General features: G+C 47.3%; 23 protein-coding genes. 9 read left to right on the top strand and 14 right to left on the bottom strand.

Going from position 1 to position 25193, the window contains the following annotated elements; all coding sequences use genetic code 11:
• Positions 1-77: 77 nt before the first annotated feature.
• A complete protein-coding gene (locus MKY44_RS02215; RefSeq protein ID WP_341005880.1) occupies positions 78-1334 on the bottom strand; it encodes a DUF445 domain-containing protein in 1257 nt (418 codons plus the stop codon).
• A gap of 334 nt (positions 1335-1668) precedes the next feature.
• On the opposite strand from MKY44_RS02215, the gene MKY44_RS02210 reads away from it, so the two are divergent.
• The 3 genes from MKY44_RS02210 (at position 1669) to MKY44_RS02200 (ending at position 4137) form a co-directional block, all read left to right on the top strand.
• Entirely contained in the window at positions 1669-2496 is an 828-nt protein-coding gene (locus tag MKY44_RS02210) for an aldo/keto reductase (protein WP_124118025.1), read from the top strand.
• Between the two features lie 274 nt (positions 2497-2770).
• Entirely contained in the window at positions 2771-3289 is a 519-nt protein-coding gene (locus MKY44_RS02205; protein WP_341005879.1) for a sigma-70 family RNA polymerase sigma factor, read from the top strand.
• The gene (locus tag MKY44_RS02200; RefSeq protein ID WP_341005878.1) at positions 3286-4137 is read left to right on the top strand and encodes a hypothetical protein; all 852 of its coding nucleotides are present in this window, start codon (positions 3286-3288) and stop codon (positions 4135-4137) included. Before MKY44_RS02205 ends, MKY44_RS02200 begins: the two co-directional genes overlap by 4 nt.
• Before the next feature lie 151 nt (positions 4138-4288).
• Here MKY44_RS02200 and MKY44_RS02195 read toward each other — a convergent pair whose 3' ends face one another.
• A complete protein-coding gene (locus MKY44_RS02195) occupies positions 4289-4750 on the bottom strand; it encodes a cupin domain-containing protein (protein WP_062837177.1) in 462 nt (153 codons plus the stop codon).
• A gap of 200 nt (positions 4751-4950) precedes the next feature.
• Between MKY44_RS02195 and MKY44_RS02190 the strand changes: the two genes are divergently transcribed.
• A complete protein-coding gene (locus MKY44_RS02190) occupies positions 4951-5802 on the top strand; it encodes an AraC family transcriptional regulator (RefSeq protein WP_341005877.1) in 852 nt (283 codons plus the stop codon).
• A gap of 151 nt (positions 5803-5953) precedes the next feature.
• Here MKY44_RS02190 and MKY44_RS02185 read toward each other — a convergent pair whose 3' ends face one another.
• The gene (locus tag MKY44_RS02185) at positions 5954-7567 is read right to left on the bottom strand and encodes a glycoside hydrolase family 28 protein (protein WP_341005876.1); all 1614 of its coding nucleotides are present in this window, start codon (positions 7565-7567) and stop codon (positions 5954-5956) included.
• A 480-nt stretch (positions 7568-8047) separates the two neighbouring features.
• On the opposite strand from MKY44_RS02185, the gene MKY44_RS02180 reads away from it, so the two are divergent.
• The 4 genes from MKY44_RS02180 to MKY44_RS02165 all read left to right on the top strand — a co-directional run bounded on the left by MKY44_RS02180 (position 8048) and on the right by MKY44_RS02165 (position 11344).
• Positions 8048-8776, top strand: a complete 729-nt coding sequence (locus MKY44_RS02180; RefSeq protein ID WP_051449904.1) for an amino acid ABC transporter ATP-binding protein — start codon at positions 8048-8050, stop codon at positions 8774-8776.
• Positions 8777-8815: 39 nt separating this feature from the next.
• On the top strand, positions 8816-9646 hold the full coding sequence (locus tag MKY44_RS02175; protein ID WP_036673119.1) for a transporter substrate-binding domain-containing protein: 831 nt from the start codon (positions 8816-8818) through the stop codon (positions 9644-9646).
• Between the two features lie 101 nt (positions 9647-9747).
• Complete coding sequence (locus MKY44_RS02170) at positions 9748-10470, top strand: amino acid ABC transporter permease (protein WP_036616642.1); 723 nt, start codon at positions 9748-9750, stop codon at positions 10468-10470.
• A gap of 223 nt (positions 10471-10693) precedes the next feature.
• Positions 10694-11344, top strand: coding sequence for an amino acid ABC transporter permease (locus tag MKY44_RS02165; RefSeq protein WP_017691038.1), 651 nt, complete (start codon positions 10694-10696; stop codon positions 11342-11344).
• 520 nt (positions 11345-11864) lie between these two features.
• On the opposite strand, the gene MKY44_RS02160 is transcribed toward MKY44_RS02165, so the two are convergent.
• The 10 genes from MKY44_RS02160 to MKY44_RS02115 form a co-directional block, all read right to left on the bottom strand.
• On the bottom strand, positions 11865-13202 hold the full coding sequence (locus tag MKY44_RS02160) for an FAD-dependent oxidoreductase (RefSeq protein ID WP_341009763.1): 1338 nt from the start codon (positions 13200-13202) through the stop codon (positions 11865-11867).
• A 59-nt stretch (positions 13203-13261) separates the two neighbouring features.
• A complete protein-coding gene (locus tag MKY44_RS02155; RefSeq protein WP_445670669.1) occupies positions 13262-14107 on the bottom strand; it encodes a carbohydrate ABC transporter permease in 846 nt (281 codons plus the stop codon).
• Positions 14100-15014, bottom strand: coding sequence for a carbohydrate ABC transporter permease (locus MKY44_RS02150; RefSeq protein ID WP_341005874.1), 915 nt, complete (start codon positions 15012-15014; stop codon positions 14100-14102). Before MKY44_RS02150 ends, MKY44_RS02155 begins: the two co-directional genes overlap by 8 nt.
• Before the next feature lie 352 nt (positions 15015-15366).
• On the bottom strand, positions 15367-16068 hold the full coding sequence (locus MKY44_RS02145; RefSeq protein WP_341005873.1) for a hypothetical protein: 702 nt from the start codon (positions 16066-16068) through the stop codon (positions 15367-15369).
• Positions 16069-16098: 30 nt separating this feature from the next.
• Entirely contained in the window at positions 16099-17394 is a 1296-nt protein-coding gene (locus MKY44_RS02140) for an ABC transporter substrate-binding protein (RefSeq protein ID WP_341005872.1), read from the bottom strand.
• A 103-nt stretch (positions 17395-17497) separates the two neighbouring features.
• Positions 17498-18265, bottom strand: coding sequence for a response regulator transcription factor (locus tag MKY44_RS02135; protein WP_340965596.1), 768 nt, complete (start codon positions 18263-18265; stop codon positions 17498-17500).
• Positions 18266-18270: 5 nt separating this feature from the next.
• Positions 18271-20094, bottom strand: coding sequence for a sensor histidine kinase (locus tag MKY44_RS02130; RefSeq protein ID WP_341005871.1), 1824 nt, complete (start codon positions 20092-20094; stop codon positions 18271-18273).
• Between the two features lie 242 nt (positions 20095-20336).
• Entirely contained in the window at positions 20337-20525 is a 189-nt protein-coding gene (locus MKY44_RS02125) for an aspartyl-phosphate phosphatase Spo0E family protein (protein ID WP_223868875.1), read from the bottom strand.
• 310 nt (positions 20526-20835) lie between these two features.
• The gene (locus tag MKY44_RS02120; RefSeq protein ID WP_341005870.1) at positions 20836-21360 is read right to left on the bottom strand and encodes a pyruvate kinase; all 525 of its coding nucleotides are present in this window, start codon (positions 21358-21360) and stop codon (positions 20836-20838) included.
• A 212-nt stretch (positions 21361-21572) separates the two neighbouring features.
• Complete coding sequence (locus MKY44_RS02115; protein WP_341005869.1) at positions 21573-22823, bottom strand: transcriptional regulator; 1251 nt, start codon at positions 22821-22823, stop codon at positions 21573-21575.
• A gap of 405 nt (positions 22824-23228) precedes the next feature.
• Between MKY44_RS02115 and MKY44_RS02110 the strand changes: the two genes are divergently transcribed.
• Positions 23229-24353, top strand: coding sequence for an LLM class flavin-dependent oxidoreductase (locus MKY44_RS02110; RefSeq protein WP_341005868.1), 1125 nt, complete (start codon positions 23229-23231; stop codon positions 24351-24353).
• Between the two features lie 103 nt (positions 24354-24456).
• On the opposite strand, the gene MKY44_RS02105 is transcribed toward MKY44_RS02110, so the two are convergent.
• Positions 24457-25035, bottom strand: a complete 579-nt coding sequence (locus tag MKY44_RS02105; RefSeq protein WP_341005867.1) for a TetR/AcrR family transcriptional regulator — start codon at positions 25033-25035, stop codon at positions 24457-24459.
• Positions 25036-25193: the final 158 nt, after the last annotated feature.

The following is a 25193-nucleotide window of genomic DNA, read 5'->3' as shown; positions in this document are numbered from 1 at the left end:
AACATGATAATTTCCCCATCCACGACAAAAAGAGCCTGCTCCTCGAAAGAGCGGCCCTATTTTTACATGATTTACTGTTATGCCAATGCCATCTGCAGCGCAGTCAGCGCAATCCCGATAACAAATCCGGTAACAGCTCCGTTGATCCGAATCCATTGCAGATCCTGTCCAACCTTATCCTCAATCATCGAAACCAAAGTGGCATTGTCCATTTTGTCCACATTTTCGCGTACCAGTTTACCGATTTTGGAATGGTTTTTCTCCAGCAGTGTTGTGACGCCATTTACGATCTTGGCATTCATGCCTGTCATCAACTCGTCATCTGCCCGCAGATCAACCAATACCCGCTCAATGGCAGGCAGTGCATACGTATCTACATACTGTCCATCTTCCATCGCAGCGAGCGCCTTGTCTCTCAGTTCGATGAGTTTGTTCAGCACCGTTTCCTCTGCGTTCCAGCCCTCAAGCATATTGTTCTTCCAGCTGTTGATTCCATCTTGCATAGCCTCGCTCATCGCCAAACGCACCGTCTGGGTACGTACCATATCAAGCACCTTGTACCTTAGAGCGCTACCTTCACGTTTCATATCCTCTACCCGATCGAAGAGATATCCTTGTAAAATGCCACCCAGACGCTCCTCGTTCATATAACCCAAGAACGCATTCATCGCAAACTGCATCAATCCGTTCATCTGAATGCCGCTGATGGCTTTCATGCCGCTTTCACCTAAAAACATGATTGTCTCGGGCTTAACCAGCCACTCCTCGGCTTGCTTCAGTCCGTAGTCCAGCGCTTTGGCATCGTAGCCCCGCTCTGTCATCTGGTGGGCAGCCCGTTCCAGAATCGGACCCAGATCAAAGGCGCCCGCCTGTGACTTGATCTCACGTGCCACGAGCGGGGCAATCTGCTCTAACGGCAGACCCGCCAGAATTCGTTTGCAGAGTGTATCAATCATGATCTTGATCCCGTCACTGTGAAGCTCACGTGTCAACGTATCGAGCACCGTCTCTGCTGCTTTGAAATCTGCAATTTTCTCGGTAATGCTGTCTTTGTTGAGCAAGTTATTCTCTACCGCGGAGACCAGACCTTCCGTCATTTTATCCCGATTTTTTGGCAACAAAGCTGTATGCGGAATTGGAATACCCAGCGGGTGACGGAATAGTGCGGTAACTGCGAACCAGTCGGCAAGTCCACCCACGAGTCCCGCTTCAAATGATCCTACCAGCAACTTGCCCACAGGAACGCCCTGGAACGGCAAGGATGCAGCAAATCCCGCTCCCATTACTACGAGAGACCAGGCAGCTGCTTTTTTGGTTTGTTTAGGTTTAGCCATTGTATTCTTGCTCCTTTATCGTTAATCGTACGGCCCGGCCTGTACCCGATTCCGCACTTCGTCTGTTCTTATGTAAAACTCTCCAATTACAAAGTCTTGACTTCCATATTTCGTATACTTCATCTTATCACCCACAAGCGTCAAAACCAAACCTCTGGTTGAAGAAAAAGGATAATAGCGGTGTTTACTTCGTAAAATGGATCGCTCCCTTTTCCAAGACCAGGAAGATTTTAGTATAATCATTCAAGACGGCCCTTCGATATCGATTGGCTACTGAACAGCAGGGTAATTACATAGTGGAACAATGAATCAATAAGAGGAGGAATTTCGGACCATGAAACACGTGCAGGACACAACCACGCTCTATAACGGAGTCAAAATGCCATGGCTGGGTTTTGGGGTATTCAAAGTTAAAGACGGAGACGAAGTCGTTCATGCTGTCAAAACAGCCATTCAAGCTGGTTATCGTAGCATCGACACAGCCAAAGCGTATAACAACGAAACAGGTGTTGCTCAAGGTATTCGTGAATCTGGAGTAGCTCGTGAGGATCTGTTCATTACCACTAAAGTATGGAATAGCGATCAGGGATATGAATCCACGCTAGCTGCTTTTGAAGCCAGCATGGAACGACTCGAACTGGAGTATCTGGATCTCTATCTTATCCACTGGCCGGTTAAGGGCAAGTACAAAGATACATGGAGAGCGCTGGAGAAACTCCATAAAGAAGGACGCATCCGGGCGATCGGTGTGAGCAACTTCCAGATTCACCATCTGGAAGACTTGATGATCGATGCCACGATCAAACCAGCAGTTAATCAGGTGGAGCTTCACCCACTATTGATTCAGTCAGAGCTTCGTGAGTACTGCAACAAACATCAGATTCAGATCGAAGCCTGGTCTCCGCTCGGACAAGGTCATCTGATGGATCATCCGTTGCTGAAGGACATCGCAGCCAAATACAGCAAGTCCCCGGCACAAGTGATTCTGCGCTGGGATCTGCAGAACGGCATCGTGACCATACCGAAATCCGTCACGCCTGAGCGTATTCGCGCGAATGCCGATCTCTACGATTTTGAGTTAACTTCGGAAGAAGTAGAGCAGATTAACGGTCTGAACGAGAACAAACGCTTTGGTTCTGATCCAGACAACTTTAACTTCTAATATAAGCAGATTAATTCGATTACACCCGCCTTCGATCTTGGAAGAGCGGGTGTTTTGATATGTGATGTTATAGGCAAACTATTCGTTGATAAGAATGGAGGCGAGGCTCGTTATCCTGTTCAGGGCCGAAAGAAAAAAAGTTTTTTGAACGTTTAGAACTATTTTGTCTCCTCATCAGTCTAACGAGTGTCAAGCGAACTCAAGCACTTATATAGAATCCAGGCCTGGAACGCGCGGTGACTTGAATATTTAGGTTTATCAGGGGGGATCAGGAGTGATTAGACTGAACCATAGAAAGACAAAAGAAGAACAGTTCAGCGAAAAAATAACAGAGATTCAAAATAAATTATATCGACTGGCATACTGCTATGTTAAAAATGAACAAGAAGCGCTGGATATCGTATCCGAAGCGGTCTATAAAGGGTACATCGCTTATGGAAAGATGGAGTCCATGACTTATTTTGATTCCTGGATGTCACGAATTGTGATTAACACAGCGATAGATCATATTCGACGCAACCAGCGAGTGACCTATATGGAGGATCATGCGCAGGAGTTTGTGGCTCCAGAGCGAGGGGCATCCGCGGAAGAGAAAATGGATCTGTATGATGCACTGGATCGACTCGTGCCCGAAGATAGAGCCTATATTATATTAAAGTTCTTTGGTAATATGCGTTTCCGGGAGATCGCTGAAGTGCTCTCCCTGTCGGAGAATACCGTTAAGTCAAAATTCTACCGGATTATCAACAAATTAAAAATGGATTTAATCGAAGGAGAGGTTGGAGATCTATGACAGGTAAAGAACGTTACGAAAACATTGAAATTCCAGCTCAACTTACAGATGTTATTCGTCAAGCCCAGCAAAAGGCTGCCGCTCGCAAAAGCTCCTCCCGTATCATTCGCTACGCTTCCATTCTGGCAGCATGTGCCGCTTTTCTGTTCATAGTCAACATTCCTACTGTCGCAAACGCCATGGTCAAAATACCTGTGGTCGGAACGATTGTTCAGGTACTTCAATTCGGCGATGGCGGCAAGATTACCGATGGAGTAACTGTGGGATCGGAAGCAACCGAAAATACGCTAAAAATCAATTTTAGCACCGACGAGCAAGATCAGACTAATGATGCACCCCATTATAATGTGGTACACAAAGAAGCACCGAATCGTATCCTCTTCACGTTTAGCGGTGCACGTTACATGGATATAGAGAAAGTCAAAGCCGACTTCATGACCCAGCCTTTAGTGAAAGATGTTTATGGTTCCATGATTTTAGACGACTCTTCCGTCGGATTCGTAGTTGTTTTAAAAGAAGGGGTACAGTATGCCGTAACGGAGTTCAAGAACCCTGGATACCTGGAAGTGAAACTGACTTTTGACGGTAAACCGGTCACACCTCGGAAGGTATACTCTCTCCGTACAGAATCAATGCCTTTTGGAGAATCGATGGGTATAATTAAAGAATCCTATCCGGATGAGGACATCTCTTTCCTCAAAACGTCCACTGGTGAGTTTACAGCAGTTATTGGAGAATATCTTACCGCTGAAGAAGCTGAACAGAAGCTCAAAGAACTCGCTCAGCAACCGGATTATCATGAGGAGTTTTATGTGGACAGCTGGATAAGTAACGAGAACCCGAAGTGATCAGTTATTGCCAAAAGTGATGCTTATTCAAAAGGGAATGATCTATCCCTGAACTGGGTACAAACCTTAGCATACTTAATACGCTCAATCCAAAAAAATCCCGATTCGGATGCCCTGAGCATCTCCGATCGGGATTTTCACATATCAAAACCTATTCGCCTTTGGATACCAGCTTGAAATCATCAAAGTGGAAACCTGGCGCTACTACGCAAGTTACCAGTACAGGCTCATCGCCCAGTGGACGCGCGGTTTGCCATACGCCGGCAGGAACGAGCACCTGTGGTGATTGCCCCGCAGCAATATCCATCCCCAGAACAAGAACTTCCTCGTTCTCAGGATTCTCCCCGTTGCCGCCCAGCTTCAGTTCAACCGGACTGCCGCTGTGCCACAGCCAAAGTTCATCGGACAGAACCGTGTGCCACTCGGAGATTTCATGTGCGTGTAGCAGGAAATACGTGGAACTTGCCGAGAATCGTGGGCCGGAGTATGTATCCGGCAGAACGGACTGTGGAATCTGATAAGATGCCTTCCACTCTTCCTTATACCAACCGCCTTCAACGTGAGGTTGCATATTGAGCGCAGCAACCAATGGCGATAATTCATGTGTCGTCATAACCTGTTTCCTTCCTTCCAAATCATATTGGAGACACTCCTTAACCAGAGTTTCGCCTCTCTCTCCCTACTCTAAAACATCATTCAAGTTTTGTCACCTTGACAGCACACGATTTCCAATGATAGCGTTTACAAAAAGATGGATGTTCCGTTATGATATGGATATCGTTGTTAATCCGTGAAGCAGAGGGGAGCTGTACCATGAGTCTCATAGAGGATCGGATTGGACCCAAATACCGAATTGGTGAACATTCATTTACCATTGAACATATGCGAAGACATGATGGAAATGGTATGCCACAACCTCACGCTCATCCATTCTACGAACTGTATTACTTACTTGAAGGTGAACGAGTGTATTCCATGAATGGTCAGATACTGTCCGCCCGCAAGGGTGATTTTATTCTGATTAATCCACACGATGTACATACCACTTCCAAAGGAAGTATTCCCGGCTTCGAACGGATATTAATCGGTTTTTCGCCTGCTTTTGCAACGGGGATGGAACTTGGCATATGTGGTCTTCTGCCTTTTAATTGTTCAAGACTCCTTCGCCTGCCTGAAGCGGAACAGCCCGAGATGGAGCGTATATTGTGGCAGATGCTGCAAGAATGCAAAGAGCGACGCCCTCACTATGAGATCGCCGTAAGAAGTCTGCTTGCCCAACTTTTGATCCGTATTCATCGGGTAGAGGAGAACATCCGGCAGTCATGCCCCGGTCCCTTGCATCCGATGCAGGACAAAATCAGTGAAATTGTCACTTATGTGAATAAAAACTATACCGAACCACTTACGCTGGAGGGTGCAGCAAATCGTTTTTATATCAGTCCATCCTATCTGAGCCGAATGTTCAGCCGGTTTACCGGGTTTCGCTTTAGCGAATATTTGCGGGTTGTTCGTGTCCGGGAGGCACAACGAAGATTGCTGACCACACAAGAACGTGTCCAGATGATCGCAGAGAAGGTAGGATTTGAGCATACGGCTCATTTTAACAAAACATTCAAACAGGTTACCGGTACAACACCGCTGCGCTATCGCAAGGAACACCGGTAGATCATCAGATAACTTCATATAAAAGCCGAGTGGGTGGCCTCGCTCCAGAGATTACGTACTCCTTATATCAAAAAGCATCACGAATACTGGATCATGGCTGCACCACTACGGCTGAATTGGACCAACTTGTATAAACCCTACTACATACCTTTTACCTCCGAATGATCACACCACTTCGTACCTCGGGACCCACAGAGATCTGACGACCGTCTGTGTCAGCATCGCCTTCACGACATACAATGCCTGCGGACTCGTGTCCGGTCACCATCAGAAGTCGGCCATCTGCGCCTTTGCCATGAATGCTCTCTAACTCTGCCCCTTTGCACTGGTGCAAATGAACCAGCGGACCTTCCGTGATCTGCGCCTGCAATTCAGCGATATGCAAATGTTTCGCATGAGCACATTGGATACCACAGCGAGCTTGCACATTGTAACGCTGGATGATCACCCCATCCAAAGGCAGTTCCGGCAATCCACTCACAAGCAACGCAGTGTCGGCACCGGCACAGACCACATCCGATATTCGAATATCCCGGAACACTGGCGTCTCTTCACTAATCTCCTGAGACAGATCACTGCCCCGTCCAGACCCTTCCTGATTTGCATAGAAAAAGGAAAACGAGATCGCTTCCATAATGATATCTTTCATATATATGCGCTCAATCTGAATATCCTCTACCACCCCGCCGCGTCCACGTGCGCTTTTGAAGCGAAGTCCAATGTCGGTTCCGATAAATGTACAATCCGACACACGCACATGCCGCACACCGCCGGACATTTCACTGCCAATCACGAAACCACCATGCCCATGATACACCGTGCAATCTCGAATGGTGATGTACTCCGATGGAAGACCCAGCTCACGACCTTCGGCATCCTTGCCTGATTTCAGACAGATTGCATCATCGCCAACATCGAATACGCTTTGCTCCACCACCACATGACGGCAGGATTCAATGTCCAACCCATCTCCATTCTGTGAGAACCACGGATTCCGTACGCTCACGTTACGAATAGTTACATGCTCAGATGCCCAGGGGTGCAGATTCCATGCAGGCGAGTTCTGGAACGTTGGACCGTCCAGCAATACCCGGTTACATCTGCGCAAGCTGACCATGTTGGGACGTAAAAAGTCTCTGACTTCTTCATAGGCAGAGACATCACGTACCTGCTCCTGATGCAATCGATTTGCGATGGTGCCGCCTTCAAGTGCAGCTGTGGTAGGCCACCAGATTTCTTCATCTCCGCCGGATTGCTCTACAACACCACCGGAAGCGACCAATTGGTTCCATTGTGAAGTGGTCATTTTGGAGCGTTTCACCGGACGCCATGCCTCCCCGCCCCCATCCCATATCCCCTCACCAGTAATCGCAATATCCTCCAGTTGATCACCATCGATCGGGGATTGGCAACGTACCACTTGCCAACCTTCGAAGCTTGATGCAATTAATGGGTATTGATCAAAATCTCGGCTAAACGTAACCAGTGCCCCTGCTTCCACATGTAGCTCGATACGGCTACGCATTACAATCGGGCCTGTGAGCCATACCCCGGCAGGAATTACGATTCTCCCACCTCCTGCTTCAGCACATGAAGCGATGGCAAGTCGGAACATCTCCGTATTATCTGTTACGCCGTCTCCAACAGCTCCATAGTCTGTAAGCTGAAAATCCTGAGCAGGAATGACGGGCAAATTAGCTTCATAAGCTCGAACATCGGACTGGGCACTTGCTCCTGTCGACATTGGGGAGTGATATGTATTCATCGTGCAGAATCATCCTCTCTACATGTAATGGAATTGTTATGGGATCAATACATCGCTTTTACTTTCCTTACTTACGTTCAAACGGACGCTCTCTCGCTCCATCATATCAATGGCATGACGTGTAGGGTTGAGCTTTCTTGCCATGTACACGTGGAACTTGATGCTATTTGTTTTGTTAATCAGAGTCATAAATCAAACATCACTTTCAGTATACTCTATACAACTATTCCAAAGGTTGGAAAGCAACTAGGAGAATAGATTCATTTTTCTGTCAGGATTCGTCACAAGGAGTTTAATAACATGACAGATATATAACACATTTTCTGGCTATAGCCCTAGGGAACCCATTACTTATGTCATGTTTTATCACAAACCAATTGCCATAAGCAGGATGACTATGTATGATTAAATAACTAGTTTCAATTTATTCCTTATTATTCCTTTTACACACAGACGTTGCAGAAAGGATGGGGTGTACTCTTGATTGAATTTAGGGGTGTCCAGAAACATTTCGGTCATTTTCATGTCCTCAAGGATATCCATCTTCACATTGAAGAAGGAGAAGTCGTCGTCATTATCGGACCTTCCGGCTCCGGCAAAAGCACGTTACTCCGCTGTATTAACCGCTTGGAGACCATTACCGAAGGTGAACTTGTCGTCAGTGGGATTCCTCTACATCAGAAAAAGGTGGACATTAACCTCTTCCGCCGTGACATCGGCATGGTATTTCAACACTTCAATCTTTATCCTCACAAAAAAGTCATCGATAACATTACCCTTGCACCCATGAAGGTGCGTAAACAACCCAAAGAACAGGCAGCCGCAACAGCAATGAAGTATCTGACCCGGGTGGGCATTGCCGACAAAGCAGACAGTTACCCCTCCCAGTTGTCCGGTGGACAGCAACAACGGGTAGCCATCGCCAGAGGACTCGCCATGGAGCCCAAAATCATGCTTTTTGACGAACCAACCTCTGCTCTCGATCCCGAGATGATCGGGGAAGTCCTCGATGTCATGCGTTCCCTTGCCCATAATGGCATGACCATGGTCGTTGTTACCCATGAGATGGGATTCGCACGCGAAGTTGCGGACCGGGTCATCTTCATGGACGAAGGCCGAATTGTAGAAGAGGCCAACGCTGCTGAATTTTTTGACAACCCCAGAGAAGAACGAGCACAGCAATTCCTGAGCCGTCTGATTCATCATTGAGAATAATTCACTATTCCATTTTGAAAGGGGTCTTTATTCATGAAGAAATTATTGAAATGGCCATCATTTATGCTTGTCCTCATTCTCTCCCTTGTATTGTCAGGTTGTAGTACAGGTACAGATACACCTTCAGCGAGCGGTGGTGGCGACGCCGAGGCGAAAGGCACGATTGAGCGGATTAAGGAACGCGGCAAGCTCATTGCCGGTGTGAAATACGATACGAAGCTGTTTGGCTTGAAAGATCCTGCAAGTGGCAACGTTGAAGGGTTCGATATTGATATCGCCAAAGCACTCGCCAAACAGATCCTTGGAGATGAGACAAAGGTTGAACTGAAAGAGGTCACTTCCAAGACGCGTATTCCCATGCTGCAAAATGGAGACATCGACATCATCATCGCCACGATGACAATTACGGATGAGCGTAAGGAACAGGTGGATTTCAGTGATGTTTATTTTGAAGCAGGCCAGTCCCTGCTGGTGAAAAACGACAGTGCAATTACCGGCCTGGAAAGCCTCAGCGGGGTGAAAGTACTCGCGGTGAAAGGCTCCACATCCGCTCAGAACATTCGCGAGAAAGCCCCGGATGCTGAGGTGCTTGAATTCGATAACTATCAGGATGCATTCACTGCTCTCAAAGCAGGTAAAGGCGAAGCGCTGACCACAGATAACATCATCCTCATCGGTATGCAACAGACGGATAACAGCTTCCAATTGGTTGGTGGCAATTTCACAAGCGAACCTTATGGTATGGCCATTCGCAAAGGCGACACTGCCTTCGTGGAGGAAGTCAACGCGCTGCTCAAAAGCATGAAAGACAGCGGGGAATATGACACATTACATGAGAAATGGCTGGGCGCGAAGCCCGAGTAACCCGAATTAAGATAGGTAAGCGGCGAATTCGTCTGCTGGATGCGAAGCATGAGCAGACGTAATCGCCGTTTCTACATCTGGAGAACGGAGGCTTCGCCTATATGGGCACATTGGATTTCAGCGTACTGATGCGACACTCGGATCGTTTTCTGGAAGGATTCCTGAATACGATTCAAGTGAGCATTATGGCTCTCATTGGCAGCTTTATCCTTGGCGCGATCCTGGCTATCTTTCGGATTTCCCCTGTGAAACCGCTGAACTGGATCGGCACGGCTTTTGTGGAATTTATCCGAAACATCCCATTGCTGTTGGTTGTGTTTTTCTTCTATCTTGGACTGCCTGCACTCGGCATTTCGCTGGATGGGTTTGTCTCCGGCACTCTGGGCCTAACCATCTATACGGCCGCTTTCATTGCCGAAGCGATCCGAGCGGGCATTCAGACGGTGCCGCGTGGACAACTGGAAGCAGCAAGGTCTTCCGGCTTGTCCTATGTACAGGCCATGAACCTGATCATTCTGCCCCAGGCCATCAAGATTGTGTTGCCGTCCATCGGCAACCAGTTTATCAATTTGGTCAAAAACTCATCCATTCTTGCCGTTGTCGCCGGTATGGATCTTATGTATTTTGCCGACCTGGTTAACTCGGATACGTTCCAGCCGCTAAGTGTGTACACCATTGTTGCGCTGTTCTATCTGGTGCTGACGCTACCACTCAGCTTCCTGGTGCATTATATGGAGCGCAGGTTTGGACAGAGCGATGCAGAGGCGCGCAGCACCAAGGGCAAACCGAAAAAGAACAAACCGGCAGGTCAGGTCACCATGTAACTGATCGACTTGTACCTCCGCAGATTTTTAGGGAGAAATATCGGCTTGTCCATGTGGTTTAAATGAGTACTGGATCGTCTGTGTTTTACTGGCATTGGTGATCATGTCACAGTGCATATTGTAATTCACTGCTACGGTGCTTGAGTTGCTTTATACACAGTCCATGCCCCATCTATTGATCTTCGATATTCCATTCCTACATACAGAAGGAGGCTAATAAAATATGGACTTTAGCGGGGCCTATGCGTGGCCCAACCTTCGTTTCCTGCTTCAAGGATTCCTGATAACCCTGCAGGTAGCAGGGTTATCCATTATATTCAGCTTTGTGCTCGGCACTGTGCTGGGTACGATCCGGTTTACCCGTATCCCTGTTCTGTCACAGATCGTGGCAGTGATCGTGGATACGATCCGGAATCTGCCGCTGTTGCTCATCATTTTCTTCATCCACATGGTACTCCCGCAGCTCGGGATTAAAATGTCCGTCTTCTGGTCCACAGTTGTTGGACTGAGTCTGTTTGAAGGCGCGATGATCGCCGAGATCGTCCGTAGCGGTCTGAAGTCCGTTGAGCGCGGTCAGGTGGAAGCTGCCCGCTCCTCGGGCCTCAGCTACATGCAGACTCTCGGTGGCATCATCATGCCACAGGCGCTACGCCGCATGTCTCCGCCGATGGTCAGCCAATTCATCTCACTCCTGAAGGATACTTCACTGGCGATCATCATCTCTCTGCCGGAGCTGATGCACAACGTGCAAATCCTTGGCGGTCAAAGTTTCGATTACATTATCCCGGCCCTGCTGCTCGCAGCCGTATTGTATTTTGTCATCAACTACGCGCTGTCCATTGTCGCAAGACGACTTGAGGCACGGATGAATTGAATGAATGAATGAATGAAGCGCTGAGAATAAGGCATGAGATAATACGAAACATGAAGGAGCATGACGGAACCGAGACCTCGTGATTGATTAGATGCGAAGGACTAGATATGAAGGATAGAACCAATGGATGAAAAGAATGAGAGCGCCCCAAAGACTCTAAACCCACCTAGCAGTGTGATTTGGAGTCTTTGGGGCTACAGTTATGCTCATCAATTCACGAGCTTCCCACCAATTTGTAACGAACTGAGGGAAGCTTATTTAGCCTTTTTCGGGACATTTCCTAATCTAACGAATCGTAGACGCTCTATTCTTCCGATTCACCCTGCTTTTACCCCCTATTTCAGGGTTTTGAGTAAAATAACTTCACTGAGATTCGTTACATTTTCCATTTCAGCTTATAGCCCCGTATTAGACGTCTCAGGTTCGTTAAAATTTACACCACCGCGAATTAAATAAACACCCACTCCCACTATTAATGATTCACCCGATTTGCCCAATTCGTCCACAATCAACTCATCTGCTAGATCGCCGCTCCGTTGTGACGTAATTCCGCCTGTAACAGCTCGATCGGCAGTTCCACCGGGTCCAGCTTCATCTTCACTGTGAGTGCAGCCGCTGTTCCCGCGGCCTCCCCGGTAGCCATACAGCTTGGAGTCAACCTTGTCGTTGCATGCGCCTCATGTGTGGTGGAGATGCAGCGTCCTGCCGCCAGCAGATTGCGGATATTGCGAGAGATCAGACAGCGATACGGAATATCATATGCCCCGTCTCCCTCTATAAAGGCAGCCACAACGCCTTGACCCGAAGGGTCATGAATATCAATCGGGTAACCGCTTCTAGCGATCACATCGTCGAACTTTCGTCCTGCAACCACATCAGCCTTGGTCAACGCATAATGCCCAATGATTCGTCTGGATTCACGGATACCAATCTGCGGCGCTACTGCCGAGATCGAAGCCCGTTCAAATCCAGGCACATCACGCTGCAAAAACTCAGCGATCATCAGCACCTGCTTCCGCCCTTCCTGTTCCGCAGATGTCAGATCCTCGGCATCCGTCGCATCAAGTCCCTGCACCCGCGTACAATTAATCAGCACTTCATCCTCTGCCGGTCCGGTAAAAAACAACACCTGGTCGCGATTAATCGGCACATCTGCTTTTTTCCACTGGGAGTAGAAGCCACTCACCCCTGTTAACGGAATGCTGTCCAGTTCAGCAAAGGGAGTTTTCACATAGAAATCCTCCGGGTGCTCCAGCATGTATTGCTTCACTCGTCCAAGATCCACACCACGCATGCGGAATTTCATGGTCATCGGCTGTGACTGATGGTCGCCATCTCTCCCCTTTGCCACAGAAGCACCCGCAAGATAAGCCAGATCCGCATCACCACTTGCATCCACGAATACGTTCGCCTGGAACTCCTTTCGTCCAGACTTGTTGGTCACTCGCACCGCTTCCACCATATCATCTACAGCGACCACCTCGTCCACAAAGCTGTGTAACAGCAGCCGGACACCAGCCTCCTGTAACATCTCTGCCGCAACCACCTGAAAGATGGCTGGATGGTACGGCGTAACGGTATGCACAAATCCAACCGTATCGCGCAGATGCCCCGGAGAGCCACCACGTGCCTGCAAACGATCCACGATCTCCTGTGCAATACCTTTAATAACCTGCTCACCACGCTCTGTATGAAAAGTCATCCAGGGATAGACCATAGCAGCGGTTGACATCCCGCCCACGAATCCGTATCGCTCCACCAGCACTGTTCGTATACCCTGCCGTCCAGCCGCAATGGCTGCCGCTATACCCGCAGGACCCCCTCCCACAATAACGACATCTGCCTCTTCCTTTTTCATGCTCATCCGTTCACGCAAATGTTGTCCCTCCTTCCGTTCTATTGCACGTATTGCACGGCTTACTCTTTCAGTCCCGTCATGGCGACGCCCTCAATGAAGCGCCGTTGTGCCAGGAAAAAGACAATTAACAGTGGCAAGGTTGCCATGACGGTGGCGCTCATCAGATATTGCCAGGCTGTGCCCACCTCATCTGTAAAGAGAGATAATCCAAGCGGCAGCGTCATTAGATCACGCGAGTTAATGAAAATCAACGGATCGAAGAACTCATTCCAGATCGTCACAAACGTGAAGATCGTCAGCGTAGCCATACCCGGCTTGGCAATAGGCAGCATAATTCGCGCATATATTCGGAATCGGTTGCAACCGTCAATCATCGCCGCTTCCTCCAGCTCAGTTGGTACCGTAATGAAGAACTGCCGCATCACAAAGATGCCAAACACACCACCCGCACCAAAGATCGGCAGCAAAATTAAAGGAAGATGGGTATCAATCCACCCCAGTTGTCGCATGAACAGAAACATCGGTATCGCTGTCACCTCATGGGGAATCATCATCGCACTTAGCAGGATGAGAAATACCACATTACGTCCCTTAAACGGAATTTTGGCGAATGCGTACCCAGCGAGAGAAGCAAAAAATACTGTTCCCAGCACAACCAACGCAGAAATGTAGATACTGTTCCAATAAAAACGGTGAAACGGAATCAATCGAAAGACATCGATATAGTTCTGAAATCGGAATGTTTCCGGTATCCACTGCGGTGGATAGGTGAATATGCTCTGGGGTTCCTTGAATGATGTCGATATCATCCAGATAAATGGCACAATCATAATGAGGGAAATCAGGGTCAGCAACAAATACGTCCCCAGATTACTTCCTATCTTCCGCCCCGAAGGACTAGGCATCGCCTTCATTGAACACCCACCTCTTTCGGAGCTGCCATTGCAGCAGCGTCAGATTTAGCACGATAAAGAACAGCACATATGCGAGAGCAGAAGCATAGCCAAACTGAAATAATTTGAATGCTTTTTCCCAGATATAATAAACCAATACCTTTGTGCTGTTGCTCGGCCCGCCCTGTGTCATCACGTAGATCTGCCCAAATACTTTGAGTGAACCAATCACGGTCATGACTACTGTCAAAAACACGGTTGGCGTGATCATGGGCAGCGTGACGTGAAAGAAGGTTCCCCTTCTGCCCGCCCCGTCTAATGTTGCTGCTTCGTACAGTGAACGCGGTACCTGCTGAATCGCTGCAATGAACAGCACCATATTCAGACCGACATTTTTCAGCACACTTGTCACGATAATCGCTGGCATTGCCAAATCCGGATTGTAAAGCCAGGCCGGACCTTTGATGCCCAGCATCAACAGAAGCTGATTAATCAATCCAGACTCTGTCGCATACATCAGCTTCCACACGATGGCCCATACGATCAACGAGGTCATGACCGGAACAAAGATGGCGGTTCGGAAAATTCCGATGCCCCGCAGATTTCTGGACAGCAACAACGCGAGCAGCAGGGCGAGCACAATATTAAGCGGCACCAGCCCCGCTGTGAAATAAACCGTATTGGCGAGCACTTTCCAGAACATCGCGTCTGTCATAATATCCCGGTAATTCTCCAATCCAATAAAATGATGATCCCCCAGCAGCGGCCAATCGGTCAGGCTCATGTATAACGCGAGACCCATGGGAAACAACAGCAGCAGGGTAAACCCCAGCACCATCGGCGATACAAACAGCCAACCTGCGATCTGGGCCTCTCTGGCGAGCGGCCCCCCTCTTTTGCGCTTGCGTGAATGGGTCAATCAGGCCTCCCCCTTTTAATCCAATTTCCTCCGGAGCTGAACTCTGTGACGATTCTATATAAGGTGCTGTCTCAAAAGGAATGATCCCCCTCGCTCCAAGCGCTAACGAATCTCAGTCATGTTATAAGGCAGATTTTAAAAAAATGCACCGGGTAACGAATCTCAGTCATCTTATATCTCTATAAAATGTCGCCAGAACTTTAAAAATCGACCAAATGGACGAAATAACGTCTCTCCGATTCCTTAAACTTCAGTTCCGTACAAATGGGCGCGAATAACATGTCCTCGATTCGTTAGAACGAATGAATGCTAATATGGGGTGTCCCCCGTGATTCACGTGACTTTCAACGGATTAATCCGGACGGTTCAGACTGTCGATCGCATTACGGAACCCGTTCACAGCCCTTCGCAACTGCTCCTCCGTGTTGCCTGTCACGACCGCTCCAAGCATAATCGCCTTTACCCCGGTATCGCGCAACACCCGAACATCCTCTGGTACCAGCTTTCGCTGGGAAGGAACCAATACCGGCACCTGGGCTTGCAAGACCAGACGGCGATACTTAAGCACATCCGCGAAGCTTAGCGGTGTACCATATTCTTTTCCAGGTACAATGGATGCCTCCAGAGCGGTGAAGCCGAAGTGCGCTGCCGATGTTACGAGGGAAGCATCATATTCCTCATTGATCGCAAACGTTGGGTCCAGCCCCAAGTCATTCAACATGAAGGATGGCAAGTGATGTGCATAGATGGAATAGAAATCAAAACCCAGCCCAGAAAGCCCCTCCACATCCTCTCGCCTTGATCCATCTATACTGCCAGATGGTACGACCCCAAACGGACCACCAAACTCACTGCGGATCGCCCGAAACACCTCGGCGTACATGTCTAATGGACCAAAATGATTTCCGCTGGCGCGATGACCGACATTATAATGCACCTTCAGTGCATCAGCGCCCTCTTCCATGGCTGCCCGAGCCAAAGCAATATCATTCTCAGGCAGGCTGACCACCAGCGACAGCGGTTTCCGTTCAAGTAACTCTTTGAATTTGCCCATCGTTCTCACCTCCGGTTTCGATCGAATGATTTAGGGTTGCAACACACTTTGGATCTCTTCCTGCATTTGTTTCAGGTTATCCTCAGCTGTCGCTGTCTTTGCAAATAGTCGGTCAAATCCCTGCAATACCGCATTGTCGATATCCTGCCAACGGATATGACCGGGAATTAAGCGCGCTTTGGGCATTTCATCAATAACGGCCTGCACGATATGCTCTTTGCTTGGATTATTCGGCTGAAGAATGAATGCATCTGAGTTCAGAACAGAGGTACGCGGAGGCACAAAGTAGGTGGCTGTCGCCTGAATCCCCTGCTCACTGGCAAAATACTTCAACAGTTTCTTCGTTTCCTCTGGATGTTTGCTGTCGTTGAACATGGCATATCCGGCCTGCCCCAGCATCGGTACACTGCCTTGTGAACCGGAAGGCATAGGAGCGATGCTCCATTCAAAATCCGTAATCTCCCTTGCTTTGGAGACGTAGCTGTAATTATCAAAGAACATGCCCACATTACCCGCATCAAAGCTGACCTGTTCGCCCGCCTTCGGGTGTGATTCATCGGTGAACATCATGCGCTCTAGTAATTCAAAGGTCTTTACGCCATAGTCATCGTTCCAGGTGAACTTTGTCATACCTTCATCGAATGGACCGCTTCCATTGGACCAAGAGTAGGAGGAGAGAACCGCCCAGGTCTTCCAATCGCGAAAAAAGTTGGCACCATAGACTCGGTTGGTCGCATCCTTGCTGGTAATGGCTTTGGCAGACTCTTCGAACTGTTTCCATGTCCATTGTCCTTGGGTGGCAAGTGTGTTTGGATCAGTCAGGCCAGCTTGGTCGAATAGCATTTTATTGTAAAACATGACCACCGGCGGTGTAGAAAAAGGTAGTCCCAGCAGTTCATCGCCATCACGGAACAAATCCAATGTACTTGGAATATAATCATCCAGCTTAAACTGTGCATCATCCTTGAACTCGGATACATCGGCCAGAATGTGATTGGACTTGAATTGTGGCACCATTCGCTCCGATACCCAGGCAAGATCAGGAAGAGAGCCTCCGGCGGCAAGCACCGAAATTTTTTGCTGGTATTCTGCGAAAGGTACGGATTCCATCGTTACTTTGATGCCTGGATTTTCCTTTGTGAAGTCATCGATCAACTTGTTGTACACATCCATATGCGCCTGATTGCCCCACATCATGAACTTCAGCTCGACCTCTCCATTCTCTCCGCTTGCACCCCCAGATTCACTGCCGGAATTGGAGCTTGTGCACGCGATTGAAGCCATCATCATGAGTATAAACACCAGTATCAGTCCTGCTTTTTTCATGGAAATCCCCCTTATGGACGTCGTGGTATACATGTGCAACCAAAGTATAACGAAAGCATCGTTCCCCCTTAAATCACGTCAACTACAGAAATGGTATGGTTTTTCAAGAGATACTGAATCGGTCTCGATATTCTCCTGCGGTCCATCCCACCTGCTGCTTGAACACCAGCATGAAGTGTTTCGGGCTCTGATGCCCGGATAACCGTGCCACATCATAGATTTTGAGACCCGTGTTAATCAGCAACCACTTGGCCCGCTCCATACGTGCCTCCGTGATGTATTCCGAATAATTGATGCCTATTTCGTTCTTGAACAACTGGCTTAAATAAGTAGGGTTCAAGTTAACAAGATCTGCTATCGTCTGAAGTCGCAGATCTCCATCGGGATGTTGTTTGATGTGCTCCTTCACATCTCGGATAATCTTCCGAGTATCTCCACCAGCATGTTCTGTTTTCCCAGATGGCTCAGGGATAGAAAGGGTTGTTATACCGTATCTGCGATCCAGCAGCAATTGAATCTTTTGTATGGATAATGCCAGTTCATAACGATCGATTGGCTTCAACAGGTAGTTCAATACCCCAAACTCCATCGCTCTGCGTGCATATTCAAACTCGCCATAGCCGCTAATGATGAGCATTAGCAATTCAGGGTACATGTCTCTTGCTTTGCTTACCAAAGTTAATCCGTCCATTTCACGCATACGAATATCCGTGATTAACACATCCGGCACCTCACATCTCAGAAAATCCAGCGCTTCGGTACCGCTCGACGCTTCGCCCGTTACCTGAAACTGAGAAGACGCTTGTACGATCAGCTCCCTCAGTCCCTGACGGATGACCGTCTCATCCTCTACAAGCAATACTTTATACATGCGCTTCAATCCCCTTTCGGTAGAAGTTGAATGGATATCGTGACCACCAGGCCCTGCCCGGGACTTCCATCAATGCTTAGGCTGCCGCCTTCTCCATACATGAGGCGAAGCCTCTGAGCGATATTATTAAGCCCCAAACTATCACCGGCATGGCAACGTAATGCCTCATTGGAAGGCTGTTTTGATATGGACTCATTTAACTCGTCAATCTTTGCCTGAGTCATACCCTTACCGTTGTCTCGTACACTAATCAGCAGCTCGTGGTCGAATTTCAAGGCAGATACCCAGATTACTCCTCCTTTTTCCTGCCCTTCAATGCCGTGGTAGACTGCATTCTCCACCAGCGGTTGCAGTACCAGCTTGGGAATCAAATACTCGGTTATCCCTTCTTCGATATCATAGATAATCTTTAACTTGCCGTCGTAACGTACCTGCTGAATGCGTACATAGGATTGTACAAAAGCAAGTTCTTCTCCAAGTGGAACCATCCGGTCCACCTTATCAATCGTATAACGCAGCAGCTTGCCAAGCGCCGTCACCATGTCCGACACCTCCGCATGCTTCTGGCGAATGGCCATCATGTTAATGGACTCCAGCGTGTTGTATATAAAATGGGGATTCATCTGGCTTTGTAACGCTGACAACTCTGCCTCCCGCTCTTGAATGCCCAGCAGAAACACCTCATTGAACAGTCGATGAATCTCTTCCATCATTCGGTTAAAGCCCCGGCTAATCTGTCCGAATTCATCGCTGCTGAAGTGTGATACACGCTGGCTGAAATCTCCCTGCTCTACCCGAATCATGTGGTGCTTCAGTCGAATCAGTGGCCGGGTGATACGATAGGATAACAGAACCGCCAGAATTGCTATACCCGCCATACATAACACTGCGAACCATATTGTAAAGGTGAGCATCTCACCCGACTCCTTTTGAATCACAGCAATAGGTGTAAGACTGATCACCGAAAGCCCGGAATAGCTGGAATGGTGTTGTACATAGAGATAGGGCTGCCCATCCAGAACAACTTTTTGGTTTCCTGCATAGCTTTGAAGCTGTCCCTGCATAAGCAACTGGTCGTACGCAGACATTCCTCCAGTTGAGGTCCGTTCGAACAGAAGACGCTGTTTGCTGTCTACAATCATCAGGCTTGCATCTTGCTCATAATTCAGATTGGATAACAGTTGACCGAAGGCCTCCAGACGGATATCAATCAGAATGTAACCCAGTCGCTGGAGCGTACCCGGATCTCGAAGCACTCTGCCCACCGATATATACGATTCTTGCTGACCGCCCGTGTAATAGCCGGGTTGATGCGGAGGAAGCAGGCGCCATGTCCCTTCCGAGTCTTCAAGCTCTGCAAACCAATCATCCTGCCTACTGTCCCATACCGGCTTGACCGCCAGTGAATCGAGATTGGAGAACAAAATACCGCTGTTGCTGATCAGATGAATTCCCCGGATCTCCGGCCGGTCATAAGCTTGACCAGATGTGTAGAGCTTCATTTTTAGATAATCCTCAGACCTCGCCCATGTACCCGACCCCATTGGAGCGTTGTATTTCCCTAGAATGCCAAGCACCATCTGATCGTAAAGCGGCAAGAGCGACAACCGCTCAAAGTCCTTCAGCAGCCGATTCAGATTGGCGTTAATCTGGCGAACCAGTTCAATGGTGAACTGCTCGGTCTTGCGATCCATCGTCTGCGAGAAATGCTTGTAGTTCATCATTCCCTGCAAACTTAGCGGCAGCAACGTCAGCGCCAGGAACAACAGGAGCAACTTGGTGCGCAGGTTTACGTTTTTTCCGAAAAAAATGCGTACCTTGTCCATCATTTCCGTTCATCCCTCCCTCTCCCGATCATTGTATGAGCCCCCTTCACAGATCAATCTGGATATAACTGGGGTCATCATATCCAGTTTTAAGGATCATTCGCTATCCTGCCAATCCTGGAATTGGTACGGAATTTCAAGTTATCCGCATAGGTTTCAGGATGAACGCCAAAAAGCCGACTGTATCGCTACAGTCGACTACGCTATTTTTATAGAACACTAATTAGACAAAAAAACCGACTGCATTATGCAATCGGTTGTCTGTTCCTAAGATGGCTTTTATATTTGAATCGATTATATTCATTAATAAGCTCGTCCAGTACCATGGACTGTCGGAGGACTTGGTTGTCCTGCATGCCATGATTCTCCGCCAAACGACTCAACTCTTGCCTGTTCCGTTCGATTTTATCTGTGATCTGTACCGGTTCACTCACAGCATGCACCCCCTCTTTGTATAACATTTTAGGATACATTGCCAAAAAATTCATATTATATTCCTTTGCAGAATAAAATGTTTATTTACATAGAGATACTTTCAACATCAAGCAATTTGCATAGAGAGTTGACGCCTCTTCTTTTCTACAAGATGTGGGCAAAGAATATTATAACATGTCTACATATCGTATTCGAGAATACACGAATCCTTTACCGTTAAAGTGCGTTATGGACATATTATCCATTTTATCCTAAGTATCTCTTGCACCTTTCTCACGCGAGAAGTTAATAAATTTATCGAAAAGTAATCTATTTGTATAGGTAATTTTCATCACCGTTCTGCATACCAAAATAACGAAGTCTGTAGCCCTCTCGATAACGAGCAAGCAATGGATTAATGAAGGAGTCCTTCTCAAACTCAATGTAACCTGTTAAATAGAGTAGGATCAAATATTCCTCAAAACATTGATTGCCAAGAGTCATCTCACTCTCTTCCATCCCATAGAATACTTCGATTTCAAGAATTAATAGAAGAGAAAATCCTCGCACAGTGGAATTGATTATCCATGCAAACTCCAATGGTTCATGGATATCCTCATCCTTGTTCAGGCTAATTAATTGCTTGGTTCCCCTCTCGTCCTTAAATACATAAGCTGCAACCGCCTGATCAAATCCGGCATATGGGTCGTTGCGTAAGTCGGAAAACTCTTCTAAATCCACCTTCTCAGCGAAGTATTTCTTGGTTAGTCGATCATGAATTTGCTCTAAAGTGAATGGATTAGGGATGTTTAACGTTATATATTTGTCGTAAAGCTTCTGAATATCAATCTGCAATGATAAATCCTCTTTTCGTTATGGATGATAGAATTTCCAACTACGTTATCAATACAAAAAGGCTTACTTCCAACTAGGAAATAAACCATTTCAAGCTCAATAAAACTTAATCCTGAAACGACTACATTCCACCAGCGCCATGTGTTTGTGTACTATATAACACTGGAGTGCTCGCACTAGGCTGAGGATACAGTGTAAACAATAAAACAGCGCTAAACAAAACTACTATTAAAGCTGCTTTTTTTCTCATAATTACTATAAACCTCCTCAATTAAGTTTCTATACTTGTTCTTCATTTCAGTTGAAGCACTATCTCTAAATCTCTCAAATAAGCCTACACATTGTATAACCACAGATTCGCTTTTCATATTTTTAGCTGAAGCTAAACAATGCAACAAATGCTGAAACCCTTGCTCAAATCTGCCTTTATCTAGTTGATAGATAGTTAACTCTTTAAGAAATTGAATGTATCTGCCGTTGGTTATAAGTTCATTATAACTACCAACATAACCATAAGTATTAGAATACATCATTATATATGGATCAAATTTATCAAGAACAAAATCAACATCCATATCGTGATTATTAGCTGCTTCCATTATTTTGACCAACGCAGGCAAAATTTCAGCTTCGTCTTTCTCAATGTACTGAACATACGGATAGATTACATCTTTATCCCCCATCATAAGGCGATATAGATAATTGTTGACCTGTGCCCATCCATTAAATTTATCAATAAACTTAAGATCCTCGTCACTTGGATTATCAATTCGAGTTAATTTTGAATATGCTTCTGTATAGTGAAGAGCTTCAGGATATTCTTCACGTCCATCACATGCTGCTGCCCTCAGCAAATTGGAATACGCGGAGTATACGAAGGTAGGATAAGTGCTAATCCTTTGAGTTTCCGATTTTCTTTTTTTATAAGAGTTAAGAAAGTTAGTTTTCTGCTCCAGATCTTCAGCCAGCTCGAATACTTTGTCCCAGTATCTTAGAGCCAAGTATGTATTCGCCAAATCCTTAATCGCATCCAGTTGCCGTTCCTCATCCAGCCGATTAATATATGGCTCAAAGTGCACAGCCGCCCGCAGGTTATCATGTTGATTCTGACCAAGCGAGAGGGTGAAGATGCGATACTGGCACAGAGCCAGACGTTCCGAGTGTTGATATTTCTCACACTCCGCCACACATTCGTACAACATCCGTGCAGCCTTCGTCTGTCCACGTTCAAGCATGCCTTCCGCCATCTCAAACAACTCCGAGATATACGAACGATCATCCGTCACTTCCTGGATAACCTTATGAATACATTCGAGCTTGTCCAATTCAGCACAGCGTTGCAGGAATGGTTCCAGTCTCCTCCAATGAGGTGCCGATTCCACGAAACATTCAGCCCCATAAATCTCGTAGAAATACCCCTCTTCCAGCTTCATGCCTTGGGTAATCAGATCCAGTTGCGCCATAGCGATGGGCCGAGTCCCCTTAATAATTGCGCTAAGCGTTCCAGCGTTAACTCCCGATATATCGGCAAAATACTGCAGGGTGTACCCCTGTTTCCTGATGTAGTCCTCAATATATGAGCGTATCGTAGTTGTAGGTTCCATGTATCCCACCTCCACAATGAAAATCCATAATTTTGAATTTATATGATAAGCACAATTTTAATCCTAAATTTTACAGCGGTCAATAAAAATCGTGGCAATTCCCTTCACATTTATGCAATGAAGCCTGATTGTTCCTGCTTATAGAAAAAATCCATTAGAAGAATCCGTGAGAACGTGATACATTTAATCCAACTTACATATCCTAGTATTTCAATAGGGTTATACGACACAGATATTATCAATTCAGTTCAAGGAGAAGGTCAGATGAAATTTGCCTTGTTTAGTCTCATGATGAATCTGCCTAATGCCGTAACCGGGGAAGCTCTGACGACTCAGCAGAAATTCCACAATATATTAGAGCAAGCAAAGCTGGCTGAACGACTGGGTTTCGATGCTTATGGAATCGGTGAACGACACGGTGCGCCTTTTTTATCTTCCTCGCCACCTGTCGTATTAACCGCAATAGCCGCAGCAACCACACGCATTCGGTTACTAACCACCGTCACTGTTCTTAGTATACTTGATCCAGTCCGGGTTGCCGAGGATTATGCCACGCTGGATCAATTATCGGGCGGACGGCTGGAGATGATCATCGGGAAAGGCAATGACCCTCGGCACTATCCGCTGTTTGGCATCCGCGAAGAGGAACAGTGGGATTCACTCGATGAACGCTACCATCTGCTAAAACGGCTTTGGTCTGAAGAGAATGTAACCTGGCAGGGAACGTATCGCCCTCCTCTTGAGGGAGTGACCACGTGGCCCAGGCCGCTTCAGCAATCCATCCCGATCTGGCATGGTAGCGCGTCCAGCACGGTCTCGACCGAACTCGCTGCCAAATATGGCGAGCCTCTCTTTACGTCGAACTCTTTCCATCCGCAAGCCAAATACAAAGCGTTAATTGATCATTATCGGGAGCGCCTCGATTATTATGGTCATGATCCGCAGCAAGCAGTGATTGGCTCTGGTGCCGGGAGTCTCTATCTTGCGGATACGGGTGAAGAAGCAATCCGCCGCTATAAGCCATATTATGAAGCGTTCCATGCCACTGCCGCCGCACAGCATAACCAATCGCCCTTCACCGATCTGGAGGATAACATTGCACGAGGCCCTGCGTTAATCGGCAGTTCGGAGCAGGTCATTGAGAAAATTCTGGACTATCATGCCGCTTACGGACATCAGGTGCTGAGTATTAGCGTAGATGGACTGACGCATAGCGAGCAGCTGGAGCAAGTGGAGCGTTTTGCCAAGGAAGTTGCCCCTGTATTACGCCGCGAACTGCCCAGTTCGGTATGGAATGAACCCTCGGTGTTAACCCAGCACTCATCCTCCCTTTCCTCCAACGCTAAAGACTCATGGCCCTCAGCCATCTCACCTATATTCCAGGTCTAACAATCTCCCACGTACAATAATATACATGTGCTCCTTCCAGGGTGATTCCTACGAATCGCCCTCTTCCCTCTTCCTCTCACTTGTATCGCGACTATCCCTATATCTACTTGGACTGAATGCCTTCCAACAATGAACGAAGCATCACATCCACAAACGCATCATCCATCGCTTCCCCCGTTACTAACATACGATAGAACACAGGCCCATAGATCAGATCAATGTACAGTCCAATGTCTATCCCACTCTTCAATTCACCGCGCTCCACACCCTTCTCCAGAATTCCCCGAGCTTCACGCCGACGTGGCTGGATGTATCTTGTACGGTATTCTTCGGCAAGCCCTGCATCCGACTGCCCTTCTCCGATGATCTGTGTAATCATTTTTCCTTCCCGACTGGTCAAAAAACGAACCAGATTACTCGCATGTATGCGTATATCCTCCAATACCGAGCCTGTATCCGGCACTGGCAATCTTGCCGTTGCCGCAGACATATATCCGTCCATGATGACAGCGCCTTTGTTCGGCCACCATTTGTAGATGGTGGCTTTGCTCACCTGTGCACGTTCAGCAATCTTCTCGATTGTAACCGCCCCGAATCCGTGTTCCAACAACAACTCATACGATGCTGTAAGAATGGCATTCTGGGTTTCCATGTTACGTGGACGTCCTCTTTTGGCAGTCATCTTGAGCCCTCCTGGATGTAAAAAATATATGTAATCATCAGTAATATTCATAAAAACGATACGTTCATTATACTAAACTGCCATGAGTACACACAATTCCATCCTCCACGCACCTTTTTATCCTCATTTAAATTCTCATTAAATATGTAGAGCCTATT

The organism is Paenibacillus sp. FSL R7-0026 (assembly GCF_038004485.1).
In the GTDB taxonomy this organism is placed as follows: domain Bacteria; phylum Bacillota; class Bacilli; order Paenibacillales; family Paenibacillaceae; genus Paenibacillus; species Paenibacillus xylanexedens_A.
Note: the sequence above shows the minus strand (reverse complement) of the source record. Positions and strands in the feature narration are given on the sequence as shown.

Bases quoted from the DNA above. Each gene is read 5' to 3' on its own strand.
- MKY44_RS02215 (WP_341005880.1), bottom strand. From the start codon at position 1,334: ATGGCTAAACCTAAACAAACCAAAAAAGCAGCTGCCTGGTCTCTCGTA.
- MKY44_RS02210 (WP_124118025.1), top strand. From the start codon at position 1,669: ATGAAACACGTGCAGGACACAACCACGCTCTATAACGGAGTCAAAATG.
- MKY44_RS02200 (WP_341005878.1), top strand. From the start codon at position 3,286: ATGACAGGTAAAGAACGTTACGAAAACATTGAAATTCCAGCTCAACTT.
- MKY44_RS02195 (WP_062837177.1), bottom strand. From the start codon at position 4,750: ATGACGACACATGAATTATCGCCATTGGTTGCTGCGCTCAATATGCAA.
- MKY44_RS02190 (WP_341005877.1), top strand. From the start codon at position 4,951: ATGAGTCTCATAGAGGATCGGATTGGACCCAAATACCGAATTGGTGAA.
- MKY44_RS02185 (WP_341005876.1), bottom strand. From the start codon at position 7,567: ATGAATACATATCACTCCCCAATGTCGACAGGAGCAAGTGCCCAGTCC.
- MKY44_RS02175 (WP_036673119.1), top strand. From the start codon at position 8,816: ATGAAGAAATTATTGAAATGGCCATCATTTATGCTTGTCCTCATTCTC.
- MKY44_RS02170 (WP_036616642.1), top strand. From the start codon at position 9,748: ATGGGCACATTGGATTTCAGCGTACTGATGCGACACTCGGATCGTTTT.
- MKY44_RS02165 (WP_017691038.1), top strand. From the start codon at position 10,694: ATGGACTTTAGCGGGGCCTATGCGTGGCCCAACCTTCGTTTCCTGCTT.
- MKY44_RS02160 (WP_341009763.1), bottom strand. From the start codon at position 13,202: ATGAAAAAGGAAGAGGCAGATGTCGTTATTGTGGGAGGGGGTCCTGCG.
- MKY44_RS02155 (WP_445670669.1), bottom strand. From the start codon at position 14,107: ATGCCTAGTCCTTCGGGGCGGAAGATAGGAAGTAATCTGGGGACGTAT.
- MKY44_RS02145 (WP_341005873.1), bottom strand. From the start codon at position 16,068: ATGGGCAAATTCAAAGAGTTACTTGAACGGAAACCGCTGTCGCTGGTG.
- MKY44_RS02140 (WP_341005872.1), bottom strand. From the start codon at position 17,394: ATGAAAAAAGCAGGACTGATACTGGTGTTTATACTCATGATGATGGCT.
- MKY44_RS02135 (WP_340965596.1), bottom strand. From the start codon at position 18,265: ATGTATAAAGTATTGCTTGTAGAGGATGAGACGGTCATCCGTCAGGGA.
- MKY44_RS02130 (WP_341005871.1), bottom strand. From the start codon at position 20,094: ATGATGGACAAGGTACGCATTTTTTTCGGAAAAAACGTAAACCTGCGC.
- MKY44_RS02115 (WP_341005869.1), bottom strand. From the start codon at position 22,823: ATGGCGCAACTGGATCTGATTACCCAAGGCATGAAGCTGGAAGAGGGG.
- MKY44_RS02110 (WP_341005868.1), top strand. From the start codon at position 23,229: ATGAAATTTGCCTTGTTTAGTCTCATGATGAATCTGCCTAATGCCGTA.
- MKY44_RS02105 (WP_341005867.1), bottom strand. From the start codon at position 25,035: ATGACTGCCAAAAGAGGACGTCCACGTAACATGGAAACCCAGAATGCC.